This window comes from Brochothrix campestris (genome assembly GCF_046058945.1).
In the GTDB taxonomy this organism is placed as follows: domain Bacteria; phylum Bacillota; class Bacilli; order Lactobacillales; family Listeriaceae; genus Brochothrix; species Brochothrix campestris.
In genome coordinates this window covers 975214-997772 of sequence record NZ_CP175511.1, presented here as the reverse complement: position 1 = coordinate 997772, position 22559 = coordinate 975214, and the positions used below count along the sequence as shown (strand labels likewise).

The 22559-nt window shown below is 37.0% G+C and carries 15 protein-coding genes and 1 pseudogene; 4 read left to right on the top strand and 12 right to left on the bottom strand.

Annotated features, from left to right (window positions below):
* Nucleotides 1-39: 39 nt before the first annotated feature.
* Nucleotides 40-1169 (top strand): annotated as a pseudogene (locus ACJYYY_RS04980) (IS3 family transposase).
* A 12-nt stretch (nt 1170-1181) separates the two neighbouring features.
* Here ACJYYY_RS04980 and ACJYYY_RS04975 read toward each other — a convergent pair.
* The 3 genes from ACJYYY_RS04975 to ACJYYY_RS04965 form a co-directional block, all read right to left on the bottom strand.
* On the bottom strand, nt 1182-2315 hold the full coding sequence (locus ACJYYY_RS04975; protein ID WP_408869185.1) for a PHP domain-containing protein: 1134 nt from the start codon (nt 2313-2315) through the stop codon (nt 1182-1184).
* Between the two features lie 96 nt (nt 2316-2411).
* Entirely contained in the window at nt 2412-3713 is a 1302-nt protein-coding gene (locus tag ACJYYY_RS04970; protein ID WP_035313141.1) for a DUF4041 domain-containing protein, read from the bottom strand.
* 71 nt (nt 3714-3784) lie between these two features.
* On the bottom strand, nt 3785-6844 hold the full coding sequence (locus tag ACJYYY_RS04965; protein WP_035313142.1) for a type I restriction endonuclease subunit R: 3060 nt from the start codon (nt 6842-6844) through the stop codon (nt 3785-3787).
* Between the two features lie 338 nt (nt 6845-7182).
* Between ACJYYY_RS04965 and ACJYYY_RS04960 the strand changes: the two genes are divergently transcribed.
* Nucleotides 7183-7581, top strand: a complete 399-nt coding sequence (locus ACJYYY_RS04960) for a restriction endonuclease subunit S (protein ID WP_035313143.1) — start codon at nt 7183-7185, stop codon at nt 7579-7581.
* Here the strand turns inward: ACJYYY_RS04960 and ACJYYY_RS04955 are convergent.
* The 4 genes from ACJYYY_RS04955 to ACJYYY_RS04940 all read right to left on the bottom strand — a co-directional run bounded on the left by ACJYYY_RS04955 (nt 7539) and on the right by ACJYYY_RS04940 (nt 11898).
* A complete protein-coding gene (locus ACJYYY_RS04955) occupies nt 7539-8456 on the bottom strand; it encodes a site-specific integrase (RefSeq protein ID WP_035313144.1) in 918 nt (305 codons plus the stop codon). The two genes, ACJYYY_RS04960 and ACJYYY_RS04955, sit on opposite strands and share 43 nt — an antisense overlap.
* 112 nt (nt 8457-8568) lie before the next feature.
* On the bottom strand, nt 8569-9810 hold the full coding sequence (locus ACJYYY_RS04950; RefSeq protein WP_035313145.1) for a restriction endonuclease subunit S: 1242 nt from the start codon (nt 9808-9810) through the stop codon (nt 8569-8571).
* A 1-nt stretch (nt 9811) separates the two neighbouring features.
* A complete protein-coding gene (locus ACJYYY_RS04945) occupies nt 9812-11410 on the bottom strand; it encodes a type I restriction-modification system subunit M (RefSeq protein ID WP_408869184.1) in 1599 nt (532 codons plus the stop codon).
* Between the two features lie 155 nt (nt 11411-11565).
* Nucleotides 11566-11898 carry a hypothetical protein gene (locus ACJYYY_RS04940; protein WP_035313146.1) on the bottom strand — a complete coding sequence of 111 codons (333 nt, stop codon included), beginning with the start codon at nt 11896-11898 and terminating at the stop codon, nt 11566-11568.
* Nucleotides 11899-12104: 206 nt separating this feature from the next.
* Between ACJYYY_RS04940 and ACJYYY_RS04935 the strand changes: the two genes are divergently transcribed.
* Both ACJYYY_RS04935 and ACJYYY_RS04930 read left to right on the top strand, forming a co-directional pair.
* Nucleotides 12105-13334, top strand: a complete 1230-nt coding sequence (locus ACJYYY_RS04935) for a tyrosine-type recombinase/integrase (protein ID WP_408869183.1) — start codon at nt 12105-12107, stop codon at nt 13332-13334.
* Nucleotides 13335-13439: 105 nt separating this feature from the next.
* Nucleotides 13440-14567: a tyrosine-type recombinase/integrase gene (locus ACJYYY_RS04930; RefSeq protein ID WP_408869182.1), complete on the top strand. Its 1128-nt coding sequence runs from the start codon at nt 13440-13442 to the stop codon at nt 14565-14567.
* Nucleotides 14568-14884: 317 nt separating this feature from the next.
* On the opposite strand, the gene ACJYYY_RS04925 is transcribed toward ACJYYY_RS04930, so the two are convergent.
* From ACJYYY_RS04925 to ACJYYY_RS04905, 5 genes are read right to left on the bottom strand one after another with little or no spacing between them, the layout of a single operon-like run.
* Entirely contained in the window at nt 14885-16933 is a 2049-nt protein-coding gene (locus tag ACJYYY_RS04925; protein WP_051456795.1) for an endo-beta-N-acetylglucosaminidase, read from the bottom strand.
* Between the two features lie 23 nt (nt 16934-16956).
* Nucleotides 16957-17748, bottom strand: a complete 792-nt coding sequence (locus ACJYYY_RS04920) for a MurR/RpiR family transcriptional regulator (protein ID WP_035313151.1) — start codon at nt 17746-17748, stop codon at nt 16957-16959.
* A 12-nt stretch (nt 17749-17760) separates the two neighbouring features.
* On the bottom strand, nt 17761-20370 hold the full coding sequence (locus ACJYYY_RS04915) for a glycoside hydrolase family 38 C-terminal domain-containing protein (protein ID WP_408869181.1): 2610 nt from the start codon (nt 20368-20370) through the stop codon (nt 17761-17763).
* 22 nt (nt 20371-20392) lie between these two features.
* Nucleotides 20393-20845 (bottom strand): PTS sugar transporter subunit IIA, encoded by a 453-nt coding sequence (locus tag ACJYYY_RS04910; RefSeq protein WP_035313153.1) that lies wholly within the window; start codon nt 20843-20845, stop codon nt 20393-20395.
* Nucleotides 20846-20865: 20 nt separating this feature from the next.
* Complete coding sequence (locus tag ACJYYY_RS04905; RefSeq protein WP_232217883.1) at nt 20866-22344, bottom strand: PTS fructose transporter subunit IIC; 1479 nt, start codon at nt 22342-22344, stop codon at nt 20866-20868.
* Nucleotides 22345-22559: the final 215 nt, after the last annotated feature.

Below are 22559 nucleotides of genomic sequence, written 5' to 3'. Positions count from 1 at the left end.
TTGTAAACTAAGACTACTAATAAAAAGGAGTGTGCTACTATGCCACGTCAACGTCGAACATTTACGCCTGAATTTAAACTGCAAATGGTGAAGCTTTATGAAAATGGAAAGTCACGTGCTGATATTGCTCGTGAATATGATTTAACCCCTTCGGGATTAGATAAATGGATTAAAAATCATCAAGCTACTGGCTCGTTCGCAGCTAAAGATAATCGAACAGAAGATGAAATAGAACTAGATAAATTACGTAAAGAAAATCAGCGGTTACTAATGGAGAATGATATTTTAAAGCAAGCGGCGCTGATCATGGGACGAAAATAAATGTGATTCGTAATAACGCTCACCTTTATTCGGTATCAGCAATGTGTGCCGTCCTCGAGATTAAAAGGAGCACCTATTATTATCATATAAATTTAGATGCCACTTCGCAGCGAAAAACAGAGGACATCGCATTTTCAAAAGAAATTGAACGGATTTTCAAAGAAAGCCGTAATAATTAGGGTACGCGTAAAATCAAAAGAGAATTATTAAAGTTAGCTGAACCTAAACATGTATCAAGACGCCGAATTAGCCGCATAATGCATTCGTTAGGTTTAGTTTCAAACTACACTGTGGCTCAATTTAAACCGCAAAAATCACGTTCGAATGAGGCACTTATAAGAAACGAGTTAAAACGTGCGTTCATTCAAGAAAAAGAATTAGCTGTCGTTGTAAGTGATTTAACATACGTTCGTGTCGGTGGAAAGTGGCATTATGTATGTTTATTTGTAGACCTTTTCAATCGTGAAATTATTGGACATAGTGTAGGAGAAAACAAGACTGCAAGTCTTGTCTATGAAGCATTAGCAAGCATTTCTGCAAATTTAAATGACATACAGCTGTTTCACACGGATCGAGGGAAAGAATTTGATAATCGGTTGATTGATGAAGCGCTTGAAACATTTAATATTCAACGTTCACTAAGTATGAAGGGTTGTCCTTACGATAACGCTGTAGCGGAAGCAACATTCAAAGTGTTTAAAACAGAATTCGCAAACCAAACTCACTTTTCCAATCTTAATCAGCTGGAACTTGAATTAAATGATTACGTTCATTGGTTTAATAACATCCGTATTCATGGAACATTGGGTTATTTAACGCCTACCGAATTTAAATTACAGCCCTTATAATTTTTGTTCAATTTACTGTTGCCATTCCACCTCTTTCTCGTGTCTATAAAGCATACACAAATATCCTTGACTCAAAGCATTTTTTAGTGAGCTACTACTGTCCACAAGTTGACTAATCAATAAATTAAGTGAATTTAACAAGGTAGTTTTTCCTGAACCTCTACCTCCTATAATACAATTCATACTCTCAGAAAAAACTAACACATCACCTTCACCAGTATTATTTTTTGAACTTATAAATCCTGTACCGTCAAAATATAAAGCCTTTACATAACTATCTGGAAAAGTGGGCTTAGAATAAGATATAGAACAATCAAAATCATTTAATGAGCTCTTAATACCTTCAAAATTCAATGTCTGGGTTTTCAGCCAAAAAGTCTTTGTTCCCAACTCATATAAAGAGTGAGAATCTTCATCCAAGATAAAATTAAATTTTTTATCAGAATAATTTTTTATACTGTTTTCTACAGAAATTTTTTTATCCATATTTGAAAGACCTAAAATTTTCAAGCTGTATGTATTAAACAATCTCTCTTTATATACTCTACTTAAATATTTTTTTCTAAATATATCTGAACTATTAATATGCGCTATATAACCTATTCCTTTTTTACTATTAATCATTTCTAAAACTTCTAAACTGGATAGATATGTACCATCCTTTGGAGAAATAATATAATCGTTTATCCAATCCTGTAGTTCTTTTTTAGAATTTAAATGATTGAATATACCAACAACATGATTTTTATCGGAACATGAAATTTCAATACCCAAAATTATTTGTGGAAAAACCTTTAATGTCTTTCCTCCTTTTTCTTTTAAAATTTTTATTGCATCGGCTAATTTACAGAAACCATCAATACAATTATGATCTGTAACTACTGCTATTTCAATTTCCTCGTCAACAAGTTTATTTGCAAGTAACAAGTAGCTCAAGCATTCATGTTGATTTTTAAATCCTTTATACGTAAAATCCTCTATTTCATTGAAATTCTCCCTTAAAAATCCAATTTTCATTGCGTAATCAATTAACGTTTTCGAACAAGTCCCTCCAGGTATAAGAGTGTAATCATGTGAAGCTGGAGTGTGAATATGAAAAACACATTTATGATACTGACCATACTTTTTTAGCGTTGATTTTTTCATTAATCTTACTAATCATATCATGATGAACATTTTTACTATCTTCCACTTTTTATCACCTTCTTATCAGAATTAATTATTATAAAAATCAAACGAAACTTACAATGACTCTCTATACTCTTCCGCGTCAGGGTCTGAATTAAAATCAATAGTCAGTTCACCATATTCTTCAAGCTTTTCTTCAATTTTCTTAATTGGTACTTTGAAGAATTCTTTTCTGTTATTTACTCTGTTTATTCTATACTTGTCAAAATATTTATGTAATTCGTTCTCCAATGTATAAGCGTCATAACTAAATATTAAAGCATGGACATCAAATTTAAACGGAACTGATGCACTACTAAGCTCATTAATACGTTCTAAAGGATCAATACGTCGAGTTACGCCGATTTTTACTACGTCTTCTCCAAATGAGCCAATATTGCTTATAATATAGACAAATCCTGCTGAAGCATGGGCTGTTCGATAATCTAATTCTGCCTTTTCTTCCTCACGTTCATTGATGTTTAAACGTAATTCTTCAATTTGAAGTTGAATGGATTCTTTGTCTTCATCATTGTTTGCTTGTTTTAATCTATTTTCTAAATCGGAAATCATATTTTGATAATGGGTAATATCTTTATCAATAATCTTCTTCTTATTTTGAATCTCTCTTTGTAATGCTTTTTCTTCTCGTTCACGCTCACGTTGTTCTCGTAATTCTTCTTTTTCATCTTGTTTTTTTCGCTCGTACTCATAAGCTAAAGTCATTTCAGCCAGCTTTAAATCTAAAAATTTAGCCGTCAGAGATACTTTATTGGTTGCGTTCAATTTATTTAATTGTTCAAATGACTTCATAATTCGATTTTCTATTGAGTGCAAATTATTGTATTTCACTTTATTGATAGCGGCCTCACATTCATTGTTAAATGAACGAAGAATTTGTCTAATATTATCATTTGTCATCTTCTTACCTTTAGCTCGACTACCCTCTACAGTCCAGTTATCAAAATAATTGACAGCGCTTTTATTTCTGATCATCTCTTTTTGTTCTTGTCTTACTTTATCTAATTGCACTTTGTAGCCTAATGATGTAGCAAAATCATATTTTGGAATATATAGTCCATATCCTTCCATCTCAATCGCCTCTTTAGTCACGATTAAGTCTTTTTCTAACTCTTTAATTTTTGATTCTCTTTTTTCTACTTCCTGTTCCATCTGTTCGACTTTATTTTCGTAATCAAGTGTAGTCGCTTTAAGCTCTTCCAATGTCTTTTTCTGCTGATCTATTTGTTCATGGATTTCAACTAAACTCATGGCTTCTATCGAACGATCTCGATTCTTTAATACGTCAATTTCTTTCGTTAATTGTTCTATTTCTTTTTTAAATTGCATACTTTTAAATATATCAGTAATTGCCATAACTAACTCCTTTACTATTAAATTATAGGGAGACAGTCTATTTCCTAACTCTCTCCCTAATTATAATTTCACTACTTCTCTCTAAGCGGTAAAATATTTTCTTCAATCTTCTCATTAATTTGTTTAAACAATTCACTTCGATATCTCAATTTAATCACTGGATTTTCAGCGGTTGTTTTGTATTGATTGTAATCAGCACTCTTATATAAATCACTTGCGCCTAATTGATGTTCTTTGCCGTGTTTGTAATTATCTACATAATAGGCCAATTTATCTTCTTCGACATACCATTCCTTTGAAACTTCCTCGACAAATTGTTGTTCTGTTTGCTCAATGACAGCTTCTACTTCCATCGAAATCAATTTATCGCGGTAGTTTTCAGGGTTGTCTTGTAAATCTTGCCATATTCCTTTGACAATATTAGCCATGGTTTGATTGGTGCGTGCAAGGTCTTCTAAATACTTCTCAACTTCTTGCATCGTTTTATCATTCATCGTATGTACCAATTGAATGTCATCATCACCACTTGGGACAAACGATTGGATTAACATTAAAATATACTCGTAGTTTATCTTGTCTGTTTTAATAGATGATAACTCATATTCTACATCCAACTCAATTTCATCCCGTTCTGGACCGTCCTCTATAATTTTCTCCAACGCATTTTGATATTTCCCATGATAATTTTCTAATTCAGGCATCGTGATTGAGAAAAGGGTGCCCAACATCTCATCTTCATATTCTGTATAAACTTGAACCGCACTAAACGTCTTATCCACGCGCTGATAAGCTTTTGCAAACTTCTTCAACCATTCAATTGGAGAGGCATCAATATCAATGTTTTCAGGTTCTTCCGCTATTTGTCTTAGATTATGAATTGCTTCAATAAAAGCCGTTTTCGATTCTTCCCATTCAGGCGCTAATACTTCATTCTCTCCACCGTTTGAATATAGGCGTAGGGCATCTTTAACACTTTCTTCAAACAATGCAGGCAACTGGAACGTTACTACTTGGCCATATTCTTTCTTAGAGTCAAAGATACGATTAGTCCGTGAAAACGCCTGTATCAAGTTGTGAGGTGGCATAGGCGGACGATCAATAAAGATAGTCGATAAACATGGCGCATCAAATCCTGTAAGCAAACGGTCGACTACAATGACTAAGTCTAACTGCTCACTTCTGGCTTGATACTTTTCTTTCTTACGAGCCAGACGATCATTCACATTACTGTTATAACCTCTCATCGTATCAATGCTAAAATTAGTGCCAAATTCAGCATTGTAATCCAACAACGCTTCCTTCATCTTCGTCTGATTCACCTCAGAAGATTCTTCATTCTCACTAATTGAATAAGTAATCGCGACTTTAGGAAAATCAGGCAAGACACGTTTAATTTTTTCTGATATTTTCACTGATGAATGGCCTGCTTTGACTTCTTTAATCAAGTCATAATACTTTTGCGCTTGGGCAATTGACGTCGTAGTCAAAATCGCATTATAGGTGTACCCTACACCGTTATTGAATCCCAGTTTTTTGGAAGACTTATTGATGATAGAATTAATTACCGCCAGCATATGTTCCTCTTCTTCATAAACCTTCTTAGGTACTTTGGCTTCACGGACTAACATGTCCATTGTTTCCACTTCGGATAACTCTTTACCGGTCACAGTTGCAACAATCTCATCCAATTGTTCTTCCTCAAAGGTGGCCTTATATTCTACTTGAAAACCTAATACTGCTTTATCATGAATAGCTTCTTTCACTGTATAGTTATGTAAACATTCACCATATTGCTCATAAGTAGTTCGGGCCATATTCCCTTTTTCATCTTTAGCGTTTTCTTTAAAAATAGGGGTTCCAGTAAAACCATACCATAATGAATTAATGAAAAATTCCGAGATCTCGTTTTTCTTCTCTGCACTCACGGCACGATGACATTCATCCACGACAAAAGCGACGCGTAATTGCGATAGTTTTTTGTAATCTCGTCCGTCTGGCTTATTATTTAAGCGTCTGATTAAATGGTTTAACTTCTGAATAGTCGTCACAACGATGCCTGAACGGTCACCATTTCCTAATTTTTTGATTAAGTCGGAGACATTCTCTGTTTCATTTATCTCAATCGCGTCATTTTGTGCATAAGAGTTAAATGAAGCTGACGTTTGTTGGTCCAAGTCAATTCGATCGACAATAAAAATCGTCTTATCAATTGATGGAATTTGTAATAAGTTACGAGCACACTTATAACTGGTCAGAGTTTTTCCTGAACCCGTCGTATGCCAAACAAAACCACCTTGACGATGCTTAGAAGCTTCTTTGACCGCTTCAATCGCGTGAATTTGATACGGACGTAGAAGAATCAAGGATTTACGTTCATTATCGAGAACAGAATAGTGCGCGACCATTCTGTGTGCCATCGGAATAGATAAGACCTCTCGAGCAAAATCTAAATAATCCGTCACAGGTTGGTTCTCTTTATCAACCCATTTTGTTAAGAAAGCCGGTTTTAGTTTACTACTAATTGAAGCCGCAATGTAGCGAGTATCAACGCCGTTTGTCACGACAAACATCTGTAGGCTTGAGAAAATACCGGTAAACTTACCTTCTTTTAAGTATTTATCAATCTGACGAAACGCATCCATATAAGGTTCTCGTTTATTTTTTAATTCAATATGAATCATCGGCAACCCATTGATTAATAATGTCACATCAAAACGACGATTGCGGTCTTGTACACTATCTTTACTTGAACGATATTGATTAATGACTTCATAAGAAGAAATACCCGCTGCAATATCACGGTTCTTCATGACAGTTAGACGAATAGTACCAAGCGAGGCATCTTCGCGTTGCACTTCGACTTTCGCAATACCATTCTCACCACTTAACCATTCAGCCGCTCGATAAAAATTCGCAAAAGTTAATTGATTTTTGATTTGTTGAAATTCTTGGTTCGTTAACATGACATCATTCAAAACTTGTTTATTATTCGCTTCCAATTTTTGTTTGAAATTAGCCCATAAATCATCTTCTGTACGTAGGTCTTCACGATACGTCCACTGCGATTCTCCTGTAATTAATTGTTGAATTAAGTTATTTTCCATAATTTCTTCTGAAGTAAATGAGTACATAGCTACCCTACTTTCCGCTTATTTCCTTATACTAAAAATTATATCATAGCAGACGTACAAAATTGTTGGGATATTAGTAAGTTATTAAAAATATTATGTATGGTGAATATCTCTAAAATATAACAAACTATCACATTTTTTCACCTAACGATTGGGAACAGCGTAAGGTTGGAGAATTTTTAGAGGAAAGTAAGATTCCAGGTTCTGATGGAAGTATTGCAAAAAAATTAACTGTTAAATTATGGGGAAAGGGTGTTATTCCAAAAGAAGAAATATATAAAGGAAGTACTTCAACTAATTACTATATTAGAAAACAAGGTCAGTTTATTTATGGTAAATTGGACTTTTTAAATCAAGCATTTGGTATTATACCTAAAGAGTTAGATGGTTATGAATCAACATTGGACTCACCTGCATTTGATATATTACAAGGTTTAAATGCAAAATATTTTTTAGAGTATGTTTCAAGAAAAGAATTTTACCTTTTTCAAGGTACAATAGCTAATGGTTCAAGAAGGGCTAAAAGAATTCATTCAGATACGTTTTTTAATATGCCAATAGTGCTTCCATCAATTGCAGAACAAGAGAAGATTGGAAAGTTTTTTGATACTCTCGACCATACTATCGCTCTTCAGAAATTAGAGTCAATTATAAAAAATAGGATAACACTTTTCAGCATTATCCTGTCTTTTGGCTATATACTTGATAAATATCTCATCACTTTATCGTTATCTTGATTCTCTAATTCTTGAATGATATGCAAATAAACTTGTTGTGTAGTAGTCATATTAGCATGACCTAACCTTCTCGCTACTGTCGCAATTGAAACACCCGCAAACAATAATAACGAGGCATGAGTGTGTCTTAATCCATGCGCTGATATCACAGGAATATTAGCCTTTTGGCAATATTTTTTCAAACGATGATTCACAGTTGAATTATAAATTCTACCTGCAACAAAAATTGGCTGATTTTCTTGTTTTTCTTGAATCAAATGAGAAAATTGCATACAAGTTTTCCAATCAATTGGTACCTTTCTAATAGATGACTTATTTTTTGTTCCTTGAAAACCACCATGTTCACTTCGATAATCCCAAGACTTATTAATCGTAATAGAGTGATTATGAAAATCAAAGTCCTCTGGTGTTAACCCCAGAGCCTCAGAAAATCTAATCCCTGTCTTTGCCATCAACAAAATCATCCAATCAAGATTAATTTCATTACCTAAATCTAAAATATCTAACAATTTTTGCAATTCGAACTGACTTAGATATTTTTGCTTTTTATCCCTGGGTTTCTTGCCTTTTATCACAACTTTTCTTGTCGGATCATGAGCGATGATTTTCTCATCAACCGCATCTCTTATAGAACTCTTTAACTGATGATGAAAGTCCTTTGTTGTTTGTTTTTCATGTGTTGAAGCATATTCATTTAATATTGCTTGATAAGATTGACGACTCAATTCGGATAGCAATAAATTGGGGGCAATTTGAGTAATAAACAAATGTGAAGTGTAATATTTTTTTAGCGTAATCTCTCTGACTGCCCCTTCTTTGTATAGTTTAATCCATTCTAAAAAATACTCATGAAATTTTGTGCTTTCTGATATCATAAAAAATCCTCCTTCAAAATGATGATTAAACATTCATTATGAAAGAGGATTTAGCACAAATTACTATAAATTATAAAATATTAATAAAGCTGTAAAAAATGGCCACTAATTATCACACAAACATCTTTTGAAGCAATGCTTTTTTCATCTCTTTTAACTTATTTAGCTTATTATTCTGAAGAGCGATAGCATCATCGAGAGATTTGAAAAAGGCACCAATCTTTTGTTGTTCGTTATTATTTGTGGGAATAGTTAAATCAGTATCAAAAAAATCATTTGCTGTAATATTTAGTAGTCCATGATTTCTTGCACCCTCAGCTGCTCGCATAGAAACCTCTCTATGCCAGTTATCTGTATCGTAATAGGATACTAAAAAATTCGAGTCAACATCAGTTGGCTTAAAAACTATGTATAATGTTGATAATACGCCTTTATCATAATTATCCAATCGTTTAACTGCTCCCCAAGGATAGTCTTTCGAATAACTTTTATTATAGGCGAACTCACCCTTTTCCAATAAATAATAATTGCTTACGTCTTTACTTGCTATTTGCTTATTAAAATATGTAATTTGGTCAACTAAGCCATATTGAGCAGAAATAGTTAGAGGTAATGTAGATTCTAAATCTTTGTTTTTTCTTGTTACCCTTTCTGATATCGCTCCTAACTTACGCTGTTCCCAATCGTCAGTAAATCCGTCAAATCGTATTTCAGGAACTTTTTCACCATTTTTTGGAAACATTTTTTGAAGCATGGCTTTTTTATATAATTGCATTTCTTCTAACTTACAATTCTGAAGAGCGATAGTATCATCTAAGGATTTAAAAAATCCTGATATTTTCCTTTGTTCTAAAACATTAGGAAAAAATATTTTCCCTTCTAAAGCACCTTCATCGGTAACATTAATAGTATTTTTAGCTCCTTTTGAGACTAATGGGCTTAAATAATGTGTTGCTATATTATCATTTTTTAAATAAATAGATACATATGGAGCATATGCTATTTCAGTTGAATGATAAACAGCATATAAAGGAGAAATAATTCCGTTTATTGTGGCATTCTGAAAAATACCATATGGTGCACCTTTTAAAGGGCTCTTAGTATATATTAAATCATTTTCCTTTACTACTTTGTAATTTGAAACATCAGCACCTGCAAATGATCTTCCTTGGTATTCAATTTGGTTAACTGTGCCATATTCTCTTGAAACAGACAGAACATCATTTTTATCAAAACCATTATCTTTATTTTTTTCTTTAGAAACTTTTAGGACCTCACTCAACTTACGCTGTTCCCAATCGTTATTAAATCCTTTAAATCTAATCTCCGGTTGCTTGGTTATTTTATTCGCCATCTTACTCACCTACCTGTAGCAAACTCATCAAATCAGCTAATTGTTGAGCTGTATCATCGTTATTAGCTGTTAATTCTTTCATCAAGCCGTATAATTCAGTTTCAGCTTGTTCAATAGCTTTATTTGTAGCTCTCATGCTATTAGATAGCTCCGTTAGATTAATTGGTTCTTCTTCCTCAAAAGTATCGACATAACGCGGAATATTTAAGTTAAAGTCATTCTCAACGATTTCTTCAAATGAAGCCAAATGGGCATATTTCTCAATATTTTCACGCTTGATATAAGTATCTAATATTTTCTCAATATGCTCTGGTGTTAAATTATTTTGCGTTTTCGCTTTTTCAAAGTCATTTGATGCATCAATAAAGAAAACATCACGAGATGAACGATTTTTTTTCAAAATAATAATCGTCGTTGGAATACTTGTATTGAAGAAGATATTAGCAGGTAAACCAATCACGGTATCAATCGCACCTTGCTCTAATAGCGCTTGACGAATTTTCCCTTCTGCTGCACCACGGAATAGCACACCATGAGGCAAGACAATCGCCATTGTTCCTGTATCTTTTAAATGATAGAAGCCATGCAACAGGAATGCAAAATCAGCTTTGGATTTCGGCGCTAATACCCCATAAGATGAAAAACGTGGATCATCTAAGAACCCTTTTTCGGCAGACCACTTAGCAGAATAAGGTGGGTTCATTAGAACTGCTTCGAAGTTGGTTGGCTCATCTGTTGGCCAATCTCCATCCAAGGTATCCGCATTATTCAAATGTTGGTTCTCGATATCCACTCCATGTAGAATCATGTTCATACGCGCTAAGTTGAACGTAGACGTGTTTAATTCTTGTCCGAAATAACCAATCGTACCAGGTTCATTCGAATACTTCTTGGCATTCAACATTAGGGAACCTGAACCCATCGTCGGGTCATAGACAGAAAAGCCTTTTTGATTTTCTTTGCCTTGCATCACAATTTTCGTCATTAATTGAGACACAGGCTGTGGCGTATAGAATTCACCGGCTTTTTTACCAGAATCGGCCGCAAACTCTCCGATTAAATACTCGTAAGCATCGCCTAACATATCGCCATTATGTGCGATATCTAATGTCGCTAATTCCTTCATTAAGGCTGAAATCGTTTGGTTTTGTTTACTGCTGTTTGGCCCTAATTTTTTTGAATATAAGTCCACATCTTCAAATAAATTCTCAAATATCTCGCTTGACTGCTCTATCTCTCTAAAGCCTTGCGCTAAATCTTCTAATTGGAATTTTCCTTTATTTACCATATCCACTAAATGAGTAAACGTTAGCTTAGGTTCAATCACATACGAGACATCTTCTTTTACCGCATTAATTAGCTCATCACGCAACCTCTCATCTGCAAAGGCTTCCTCAAAATTACGTTGTGCTTGTGCTAAATCATCTGTATCGGCTTCTAATAACTCAGAAGCTTTTAACAGCATTTTATCTGATAAGTACTTATAAAATACCAAACTTAATAAATAGGTTTTATACTCATTAGCATCCATTTTAGAACGCAAAATATCCGCTGAATTCCATAGTGCTTGTGATAATGTTTTTGATGTTGTAGTTGCCACTTGCGATACACTCCTTATTTTGTCAATTAAATGCTTATCTACTTATATTTTAACTGTTTATGGTATATTTTGATAGCAAAGAATGACGTACTGTTTAGTTGATCAATAGATTCTTTCCTCTAAACACAAGTAAGGGTCAGACAGTGGTTCTCCACTTACTCCTTACTTTTTAATGTTACTATCCATGCATCTAACTCTTCTTTCAAGAAATATACTTTTCCTCCATCTTCATATCTTTTTGGAAACCCTTCCGTACCAATTCTGCTACTTAACGTATTATATGATTTATAGCCTAAATAAGCAGTCGATTCCTTCATATTTAATTTCTCCTTATCTACTTTTTTATTTGTATTACTTAAATTATCTATCAGCACTTTTAAATATTTTATTTCTTTCTCAAGTTCTTCTATCCTAAGATCACGAGCAGATACTTCCTCTTTAATTCTATTATCACAAATTTTTTCGATTGCTTGTTGTAAATCATTCATGTTAAATCCCTCCATATTTGTTTTTAGAATTATAAGCAACTACATAAGAGAAAATAACCTAATAATCAAATAAAGTTCCACGTAAACTAACAGTAAAATAATACATATTTAAGTAACAATCGTAAATTTTTATTAATGTTCACGCGTTGTAAAAAATTTGTTTTTGCATAAACTAAGCTACCAATAAAAAAAGGAGCTTACCTTCGATGCCAAAAATTAAAACAAATGCAGAACGAATGAAAGAAAAAATTGAGAAAGAAAATCTAAAATTAATGCAAGAGTATTCTGAAGAATTAAAATCCGTAACAGAATACACCTTTTGGGGAAAGACACACTACAAATATAGTATATACGCTTACTATAATTCATTTACTAAAAAAAGAGTTTACTTGAAAAAAGCTAAGTTTAAAACATCACTCGAAGCTGCTATGCATTTGAGAAATGAGCTAAAAAAAGCCAATAAAGAGAAGGAGAAAATTGAAAAATCTTTGTTAAAAAAGAGCGGTAAATACTCTTATTCATATGAATTTAATCGTATATTCAATGAAGTAATCGAAGAGAAAAAAGAAAAAGGATTAAAGATTTCTACTATCCAAAAATATAAGGCGCTTGTTAAGAATCATTTATCTGATGATTTCAAAAATAAATACATTAATTTAATAGAACCTTCAGAATTAGATGATATTTTAGTATCTTATGAAATTCACAAAAATGGAATTGCAAAACAGCTTTTCTCTTTTTTAAGTGAAACTTATAAATTTGCTTTTAGAAAAGGATTAATTGAAAATAATCATTTATTAAATTATAGAGGTCCTAAACGTGATCAAAAAAGAGCACCCGTCATCTTAAGTGACAAAGAGTTGAGAGCTATCGAAACTATTATTAACAACCATCAAGATATATTTAAGAAAGTTTACTTCAACATTCTACTTAATACAGGAATGAGAAAATCTGAAGCATTAGCTCTATCAAGAAAAAGTATTGATTTAGATAATAAGATAATTCATATCACAAATAGCGTAACCTATGATGAAGAAACAAATAAAGCTATTCTATCATCATGTAAAACAAAAGCTTCAGAGCGACAAATCCCTATTTCTACAACGCTTACCGATTTAATTCGAGAATATATTGAGGAATTGCCTGCTGAGCAGGACATGCTTTTTAAAAATAAAAATAACGAGTTATATAGACCGACGTATGTAAATGGATGGTTCAAAACTATTTTAAAACAAGCAAATTGTCAAAAGGCTACAGTTCATGATATTAGACACACTTTTATTACAAGACTTCATCAATCAAAACAATTCGATATCAAACAAATTCAAAGATACGTTGGCCATTCAAATACTGCAGTAACATTGAATACATATATACATCTTAATGCTACTTCACTTGTTGAAGTCAGTGACTTTATGAATGAGCTCACAGCATAAACAAATAGAAAGGGGGGCAATAGCCTACCCTTTCTTTGTTGATTTTTACACGAACCTTATTATAATTGGGTTATAGACGTTAGTCATGAAAAGAGAGGAAATTTTATGACTAAAAAGAAAAAAGATATAGTTTCATATACTAAGCGAGGGATTAAAAAGTGGAAGTATGATGTCTATATGGGTATCAATCCATACACTTTAAAACCTGAACGATTAAAAAAAGCAAATTTTGATACAAAAAAAGAAGCAGAAGCACATCTTATTAAAGCAATGGCTGAACGAAAAAGTAAGATGGATACTTCTGCAACGAAAGATTTCAAGCATGTTTGGCAGGAGTTTCTTGATTATAAAGAAAAACGTGTCAAAAAATCAACGTGGCTCACTTACATGCGTTATTCCCAAATTCATATTCTGCCTCATTTTGGAAAGTTAAAATTAAAAGACATCACAACCACTTATTGTAGGCGAGTTGTCGATAAATGGGAAATTCAAGTCAATGGTATTGCGATTAAGTTAAGAAGATTAACCGCTCAAATACTGGATTTTGCTGTTCGAATGGAATATATAACAACTAACGTCATGAGAAACACCTACAATCCAGTTAGAGACACCTCTAAATCTAATGCCGCTGTATTTCTAACGAAACAAGAATTACTCAACTTTTTGTCTGATATTAAGACCTTAGACAATCCTGTCTATTATACCTATTTTCATTTATTAGCATTTACCGGTATGAGAAAAGGTGAAGCCTTAGGGTTGGAATGGGATGATATTGATTGGGAAGAAAAAACTATTTTTGTTAGAAAGACTCTTGGGCTTGATGAACATTATATTCCCTATCTGGATACTCCAAAAACTAAATCTTCTTACGAAAAAGTAGGATTAGATGACGAAACCATTAATGTATTAAAAAAATGGTACGAGATAAGAAAACAACAACTGAATCCCTCGTTTTTATTCGTCATGAAGGATGGAAGATTATATCGACCACAGGCGGTCAATGATTGGCTGAAATGGATTCATAAACAGTTTCCAAATCATCCAAAACTTAAACCTCATGATTTTAGACACACGCATTGTTGTCTATGCTTTGAAGCGGGTATGTCAGTAGCTGAAGTTCAACATAGATTACGACATAGTGATTTCAAAACAACTATGAACATCTATAATCATCTCTATCCAGAAAATATTGCTGTAGCTGCTGACAAATTCTCATCATTTATGATGGAATAAGTTTATACCAAATTTATACCAAAACAAAAAAAGAAACCCCAGAAACATTGTTATATCAACGTTTCTAAGGTTAAAAAGCAGTCTATCCGACAGAGCCTTCTAGATTGTAGCCTAAATCGAATTAAATTCCTTGTTTCTTCGAAAATAAGTCACTCGATTTTGGATACGAGATAATAAGACTGCATCGAACTGTTGTTATCTTCTCTAGTTTCATCAGCTAACAGCGCCTAAAATTCAAGATATTTCTTATCGATGGTAACTAATCGTTCGCCCCTAGTCGTCTTTACTTTCGTTCCGATTAGTTCGATAAGACACCTTTAAAGTGATATTGCCATTTCTTTTAAGCGTTCACCTTGTTTAGAAACAGGATAAACAACTAATTTTTGTGCCGTTGATGGGATTTTTTCAAGATAGCTATCCGCCGTGTTGATGCGGCCGATAAAGTTATTGCTATCATCGTACACATCATAATAAGCAAGGGCTTCATTCATGTTAGCCTTAACAAACGCTTCGCCTGTTGGTTGATACCATTTAGCGACACTAAATGCTGGTTCCGTCGCCATAGAGGTCGGTGCTATGAGCGCCAGTTTGCCTAAGTTAATTGTCCCGGTTGTCTTTGTGTTTGCTGTCACACTGATTTTACCTAATTCACGTCCTTGATAAGGACTGAGGTCAATCGTTTGTTCCTGCCATTTAGACGTCGACTTAAGCGGTAGGTTCACAGGTTGTTTAAGAGCATCTTTAAAGTACAAGGTGATGTTTGTCGCGAGTTCGCCTGTGGTTTGAGCTGCCACTTGCAAGACGTCAGTTGCTTTGATGATTTTATCGGTTTTATAGACATTCACTTCGGTTTTACCGCCCTTATTTTGCAGACGTAATGAACTACCGCCATCCCAAGCGGTGCTATAATCATAGGCAACTGACACCTTCCCAGTCGACCACCATTGCCAAGATGGCAAAATATCTTGAATACCGATATTACTCCATTCGTTTTCTGACACCTTCTCACCGTTCGCAAAAAAGGCTGTTCCGTGCCCTGTGTTAAAATGACTCACAAACGATTGCTGTTGAATAACTGTTTTCTCAGCGACAACGTCTGCTACCCCATCCCAATGAGCCGCATTATTAGCATCATTAGGCACACCTTGATCGGGGTACGGCGAACTGTTCTCGTCGGTTAGTCGACCTGTTTTAGTCGGATCTTGTCGTGGTCCCGACCAATACTCACGCTCGCGTTGGTTAATTAACGTTTGGTTACCCCGTTTTAAATTGTTAGCTGGCAAACGCGAATAAACAAAGTCACTCCCAAACAAGGCCCACGATGCCAATGGTTCCGTTTTATTAGCGAATACCTCTCGTGGATCATACGGTGGATTAAAACCGTACTTCTGATTTTCGGTCCCGGCATACATGACTTGCAACGGGTCCAAACCATTTGTTTTGGCATGTTGGTTGCCGTTTGCTAGTCGCTGTTTGTTCCAAGCATAGTTCATAAAAAGACTATCTGCTGCTTCGCCATTTTCAGCCTGCACCCAATAACTATTGCTCTCATCAAATCCGTTCACATAATGAAGTCGCCCCTCTTTTGTGAGTGAATCATAAAATTGAACGTATAGCTGCGGGGCCCTGTGCTTGAGATAGACGAGCATTTTTTGTAATTGTTGGGCATCTTGTGCTGAAATCGTCGCTTCTTGATTAATAAAATAGCCGTCAAAGTTCATATATTGTGCCAACTCAATCATTTTATCAGCGACAGGAAAACGACCATCGGCTGTTTGTTCAACCCACTCAGAAAACGTTTCATCCCTGGGCCAAAACCAACTGCCTAAACTTTTAACCCCATTTCGATGAGCGGCATCTGTATAGGCTGGATTCGGATAGTTAACGACCCCATACGTGACGTTTTTATTGGCACGAATCGCTTCATAATCTGATCCAGCAATCGGTGTGCCATTCCATGAGGCATAATAGTCAACATACTGCCAAAACTGAAAGACATTGCGGGAAAATGCAGCCACTGTACGGGTGAAATCAGGAATTCCCGCTTCAAAACCATAACCCGGGTCGCCATAATCACCCGATAAGGTCAACAACTGGGCATTATTTTGTAAAGTTGGCTGGGCTTGTGTCGCAACATCAGGCTGATTACGCGGCTGTAAGCGGACAGTCGATCGAAAATATTTGGCTGTGTCATCTGTTGTTGGTGACCAGTCTTTTAGTTGTTGGGCACTAAAACCATGAAAGTATGGCTGATGTTCCCCTTTAACATTATATTTTTCGGCCGCACTAACTGTTTGAGCAGGAATCAAACTGAGACATAAAACCAGTCCAAGCATGATACTGATATATTTTGTACTGTTCCTCATTGCAATCGCCTCCATCACTCATCTTATTGATGCAATATTTCTTCGGATGCCAGCCACTGAGCTGACGTTTCGGGATATAGATGTAAATAGCGTTCATAGACCATATCAAGTTGCAATAGCATCGGAATCTGTGGCGAGATGCTTCCTAACGCTTCAATCCGAGATAACCCCGCTGTTATTAAGGTATGTTGGGCAACAGCTTGTAACTGCGAGGTTGGATTCGCCGTAATAAGAACGGTCGCGATGCGCTTTTTATCTGCAAGACATAGCGCTTTCAAGAGATCGTTGTCATCACCACGTAAACTTGCGACCACAAGCAGTTCATCGCTTTGAGCCGCCCTAACAGATAACGTCATCGAGTTTGCATCTGACATAATACGCACATATTTACCAAGTCGCGAAAACTTAAATTGAAAATCCATGCCCGCATAGGCATTAAAGCCCTTTCCGAGAAAATGAATGATCTTATGTTGGTGAATTAACTGACAAAAAGCATCAATTGTCACTTCATCATACATTTGGTCGCTCCGGGTCGCTAATGAATGATAGGCAGCAGTGACGACCGAGGCAACAGATAGTGTGTCTTGCTTATTCGTTAAGGCCAGCTTGTATAAAAACAACAGTTCTTTGTAATTATTCAACTGTAATTTTTTACTAAAACGGGTAATTGAGGCATTTGACACCGCCAATTCCTTGCCGAGTTCGGCCATTGTCACCGCTGGTTGCTTCGCTAAAAAATAATCGGCAATCACCTGTTCCACAACGGTAAATTCCAACCGATAAGATTCAATTAACATAAAGAAATCATCATGCATCGTCTCACTCCTTTACACGTCTATACGAAAGGTTTTTATCTCGCCGGCTTTAAAACGTCCAAGCTCAAGCGTGCGCCCACGTGAACGTTCACCAAGAATTGTCCCTTTAAGATTAACAGCAACATATGCAATCGGTGTTTCAAACCGGATTGTTCCGCCAGCAACTGCTTCACTTAACGACGGATTATAACAGCGCACTTCAAAGCCCTCACCTATATCTGTCTGACGTAAACTGCTCCATACCACTGTTTCACTCTCAAAGACAAACGGTGTTGTTGGCTCCATGCTTGCTAGTGGATGGGCTACAAAGTACTGCAAGGCCGTTGTAAAACGATTAAACGTTTGTTTCTGATAGTATGGCAGGTTAATCGCATAGTTTAAATAATCTTTTTGAAGCTGGGCCGGTTTAAACTGTTCATCGAGTTGAATCGCAAAATGAAAGCGCAGCTGTTGTTGCAATTGACTATCGGGTGTAGCGATTTCCTTAAAGGCATTGCCTGAAGCTGCCCCTGGACGGCGTTGGAGGTTGGGCTTTCCTAAATAACCGACACTTCGGAACAAGGTTAACGCAAGCGTTTGATACTGTTCACCCACCAACTGATACTCCTTGATGCCTTTAGCGAAGATTGTGAAGCTCCGCTTATCACTGTGAACATTAACATAATGCAACATTGGATAAAGAGCCGTTGGTTCTTCACACCAGCCTTGCTCACGCCAGTTGTGTAAGGCGGAATCAACAACAGGACGTGTAATCATTCCAAACGGTGTATCGGCATACGAGACCTCATTTGTGAGATTACTCGCTATTAGTACACGCATGCGATGATCATCTGCGTTGTTATCGATGATAAGCTCAACATTCAGCGTCTGAGCTGTTGCATTCAAGGTGAGTGTCAGCCTGTATGGCAGACGTGTATTCCGTTGCTGTTGCGCCCGCTCTGCTAAATTATTAGCCACTAGCCATTCCCCTGTTAACGTGAGAGTCTCTTGTACAGCCCCATGCCTCGCGTTGACATCTGCCGCTTCAAACCGCAAGTGGTAACAGTCATCGGTTAGTGGTGGTGAATAATCATAGGTGTCACCCGCGTCGCCACTGTCTTCAATTGTTAAAAAATCAAAGAAGTTCTGTTTGGTTATTTTATCGAACAGATTAAGTTGTCCATCCTGATAACTTAGTTCGTAACGACCGTTGGCAATCATCACAGGTGACGGTGGTGTGGTTCGTACTTGTTTTTTCGTCTGTCCATCTTCAATCGTATACGTCTGACTCCCAAGCGGTGGGATGCTTACGGCGAGTGCTAGTTGGTGCATATAATAAGACGAGTTATTTAATTCATCATGTGGTAGTGGACCACTTGCTTCACGCGTTGTTTGTAAGCAGTCAAATGGCAGATGTTCACCGTCACGACGTATTGTGAGTTGTTTAAATGGGGATGAAACCGCTACATGGACAACCTTAGCGACCGTCCATGGCAAGGTGTTATAAAACGTTAAATCACCATCTTTAATGAGCGGTGACGTTTCGCTCAATTTGCGCGTCACATAGTCAATCATCCCCTGTGACAATTGGTCAGCCTCACGGTAGCGTTCGTTAATAATGCGATTGGTTTTATCAGAGTTACAGCCACCTGCGCTATCGTGGGCTTGATTTTTACAAAGTAGTTTCCAAATACGTTCAACGACCCCTTTTTTTGTCGCTAAACCGGCCTGCTGTGCTCTTACAAGCAGCGGCTCGAGTTGATAGATGAGCCGACGTTCTAACTTGTCGTTCCATTGTTTATGATCATAGCGTGATGAATAAATCGAGCGATGAATTTTGGAAACAGCACCATCCGCTAATTCACCCTTAATCCGTGGTATTTTTTCGGTATCGAGCGCTTTAAAGAAGGCCTGATAGTTGCTTTCGACCAACTCATATTGCCCGTTGAAGGCCTTGTTGTAGGCTGAGATACGCTCACCTAGCTGATAGTCGACGTAACGTTGATCGCCTCCGACAGGTAATAGAAGCTCGTCACTCGTTGCGCCCTCCGCAATTTGTGTTAACATTGTTTCATTCACATCTTGTTCAATTAAACCGACTCCGACAAAATAGCCGTCTTTAATGTTAGCCACCGTCACAACTGAGCCATCTTCACTCGCCCACTGAAATTCACGGACGCGCGTTTGTTTGTGAGAGACACCGCGCCAAAAGACCGCTTCGGTCATGCCAAAGCCATTATATATTTTAGGCATGTCTTTACCTTGACCAAATGAATCAGGGAGATAGCCTATCTTCATTGCACCACCAAGTTTGTTTGCTTGGGCCATGCCAATGTTGAGGTTTCGTACAATTGACTCTCCCGCAATAATGAGTTCATCTGTTTGGGTGTACCATGGGCCAATTTGTAAGCGGTTGGCTCGCACGAGTCGTTCGATTCGCGGTGCCTGTTCAGGGCACGTTGCTAAATATTCATCCAGAATGCTCATTTGACCATCGAGTAAATAATAAGCGATTTTTTGCTCCTCTAACGCCTGTAGTACCTCATCCATCTGGTAGACGAATTGAATGAACGATTCGTTATTGGTGAAATACCACTCAAAATCCCAATGGGTATGGTGAATTACATGTACTTTTTTTGTCATTGTCAGCACCCTCTATTTCAATTTAGAAATCAATCTCATTAATTAACGCCGCTAACGTCACGGGGTCTTGTTCATGTAACACATTTGAACGAAACTCAGCATCAATTAAACGACGCGCAATCAAACTGAGTAATTTCAAATGTTCGGCGGCCCCTTCATTTGGAATGGTTAGAGCAAAAGCGACATGAATGGCTTTGCCATCGAGCGCCTGCCAGTCGATGGGATGCTTAAAGCGCACTAAAAACAACCCTGGCTTGATCACGAATTCCCCTTGACTGTGGGGAATCGCTAAATGATCTTTGAACCCTGTTGTGGCCTCGGATTCTCGTTGTTGCAAACCTAATTTATAGCCCGTTTCATCGGTGACATAGCCTCGTTCATAGGCAAAGTGGGCAATGACTTGAAAAGCCTCTGCCTGCGTTGTGGCTGTTTCATCAAACAAAAGATGGGTCTCGTTAAAAATCGTTGGGTTCATCTGCTATTGCCTCCTTTAAATTACTTACTCGTTATCGTGGTACGATTTTTACGCATGACACCAATGAGTAGCGCTGTCGTTAAAATCCCTGCACACACACATAAAATCCACGTGATAAACGGAATCGGTTGTTCCACGTAACCTACGAATGTACCTAACGGCGAGCCAATTCCACCGAAGAACTTACAACCCGTGGCAGCCACTAATCCTCCGGCGACGGCCGAACCAGCGACATTGGCGACAATCATCCGCAAGGGATCGGCGGCGACAAACGGGATTGCGCCTTCGGTCACACCGACGATGCCCATCCCAAAAGCGGCACTGGCTGCCACTTTTTCATCTTGTGAAAACTTCCGTTTAAATAAAATCGTCGCTAACCACACACCAAGGGGTGCAACTGAAATAGCGGCTTGCGTCGCTGTTTGTGGCACGAAATTAGTCCCATCAACGCCGTATTTTGCCATTGTATCGGTGAACACTGCCGTCCCAAAAACGAGGGCCGTTTTATTGACGGGACCACCTAAGTCAAAGCCAATCATCGCACCACAGACAACCCCGATAATAATCGGCGCACCGGCGTATGATTTATTAAGCGTATCGAGCCCACTGTACATCGCATCCATCCCGTGTGCTAAGGGTGAACCAATCACATAGAGCACGATTAAGGTAATAAGACCGGTTGCGACAAAGGGAATAATCATAATCGGTACAACAGGTTGAATCAATTTTGGAAATTTGATTTTCTTCAAACCTTTGACCATGTAGCCGACGATAAAGGCAACGAGGATGGCTCCGATAAAACCACCTCCTGCTTCTGCCCCTAAAAAGTCTGGATCATTGGCCAAATAAGCGCCAATCATTGCCGGCGCAATCGCGGGTTTATCCGCAATGGAGTTGGCAACAAAACCGGCGAACAACGGAATCATCAATTTAAAACCAATTTGGCCGACGTAAAATAGTTTCGACATTAAAAAACCCATCTGCGTCTGCGTATCAAAGCCCCAGTTGACAATCCGTCCTAAATCATCACGTTGAAAAGCGTATAAATTGGCAATTAATAAAATCAAACCGGCGGCGACAACCATCGGCACCATGTAGGAAATTCCACTCATTAAATGCGTGAAAATTGTCGTTTTTTCAGTGTCGTTGCCAATTTGAACTTTACCCACCTTCGAGCCTTTTTTTCCGAATACCTCTGCTTCACTGAAGGCTGTTGCGATTAAACCTTTGGCATCTTCAATTGCTGGTATTGATTTCGTTACATACAGTCGTTTACCGGTAAAGCGAATCGGATCGATTTTAATATCCGACGCCACGATAACAAGGTCTGCGGACGCAATATCGGCCGCACTTAACACGTTTTCGGCACCAATCGCTCCATTTGTTTCAACTTTCACGTCATACCCTAATGCTTTTGCGGCTTGTTCTAACGATTCGGCGGCCATATATGTGTGGGCAATCCCCGTTGCACAAGCCGTTACTGCGACAATCTTTTTCATCAAATCCCCCCAAAATTTCAATTTAGAAGCGCTTTCATACGCTTAATATACTATAGATGAACGAAATTAACTACTAGTCCTTAACAACTAGGTCGTAGTTTCAGAAGTTAGACATATGTCGGTTTTTTTATCAGCGTTCTGTTGGTTAAGTAAAAAAACAACTCGGAGTGAGTTGTTTTGTATTGAATACATGCTAATCTTTCACGGCCGATAAA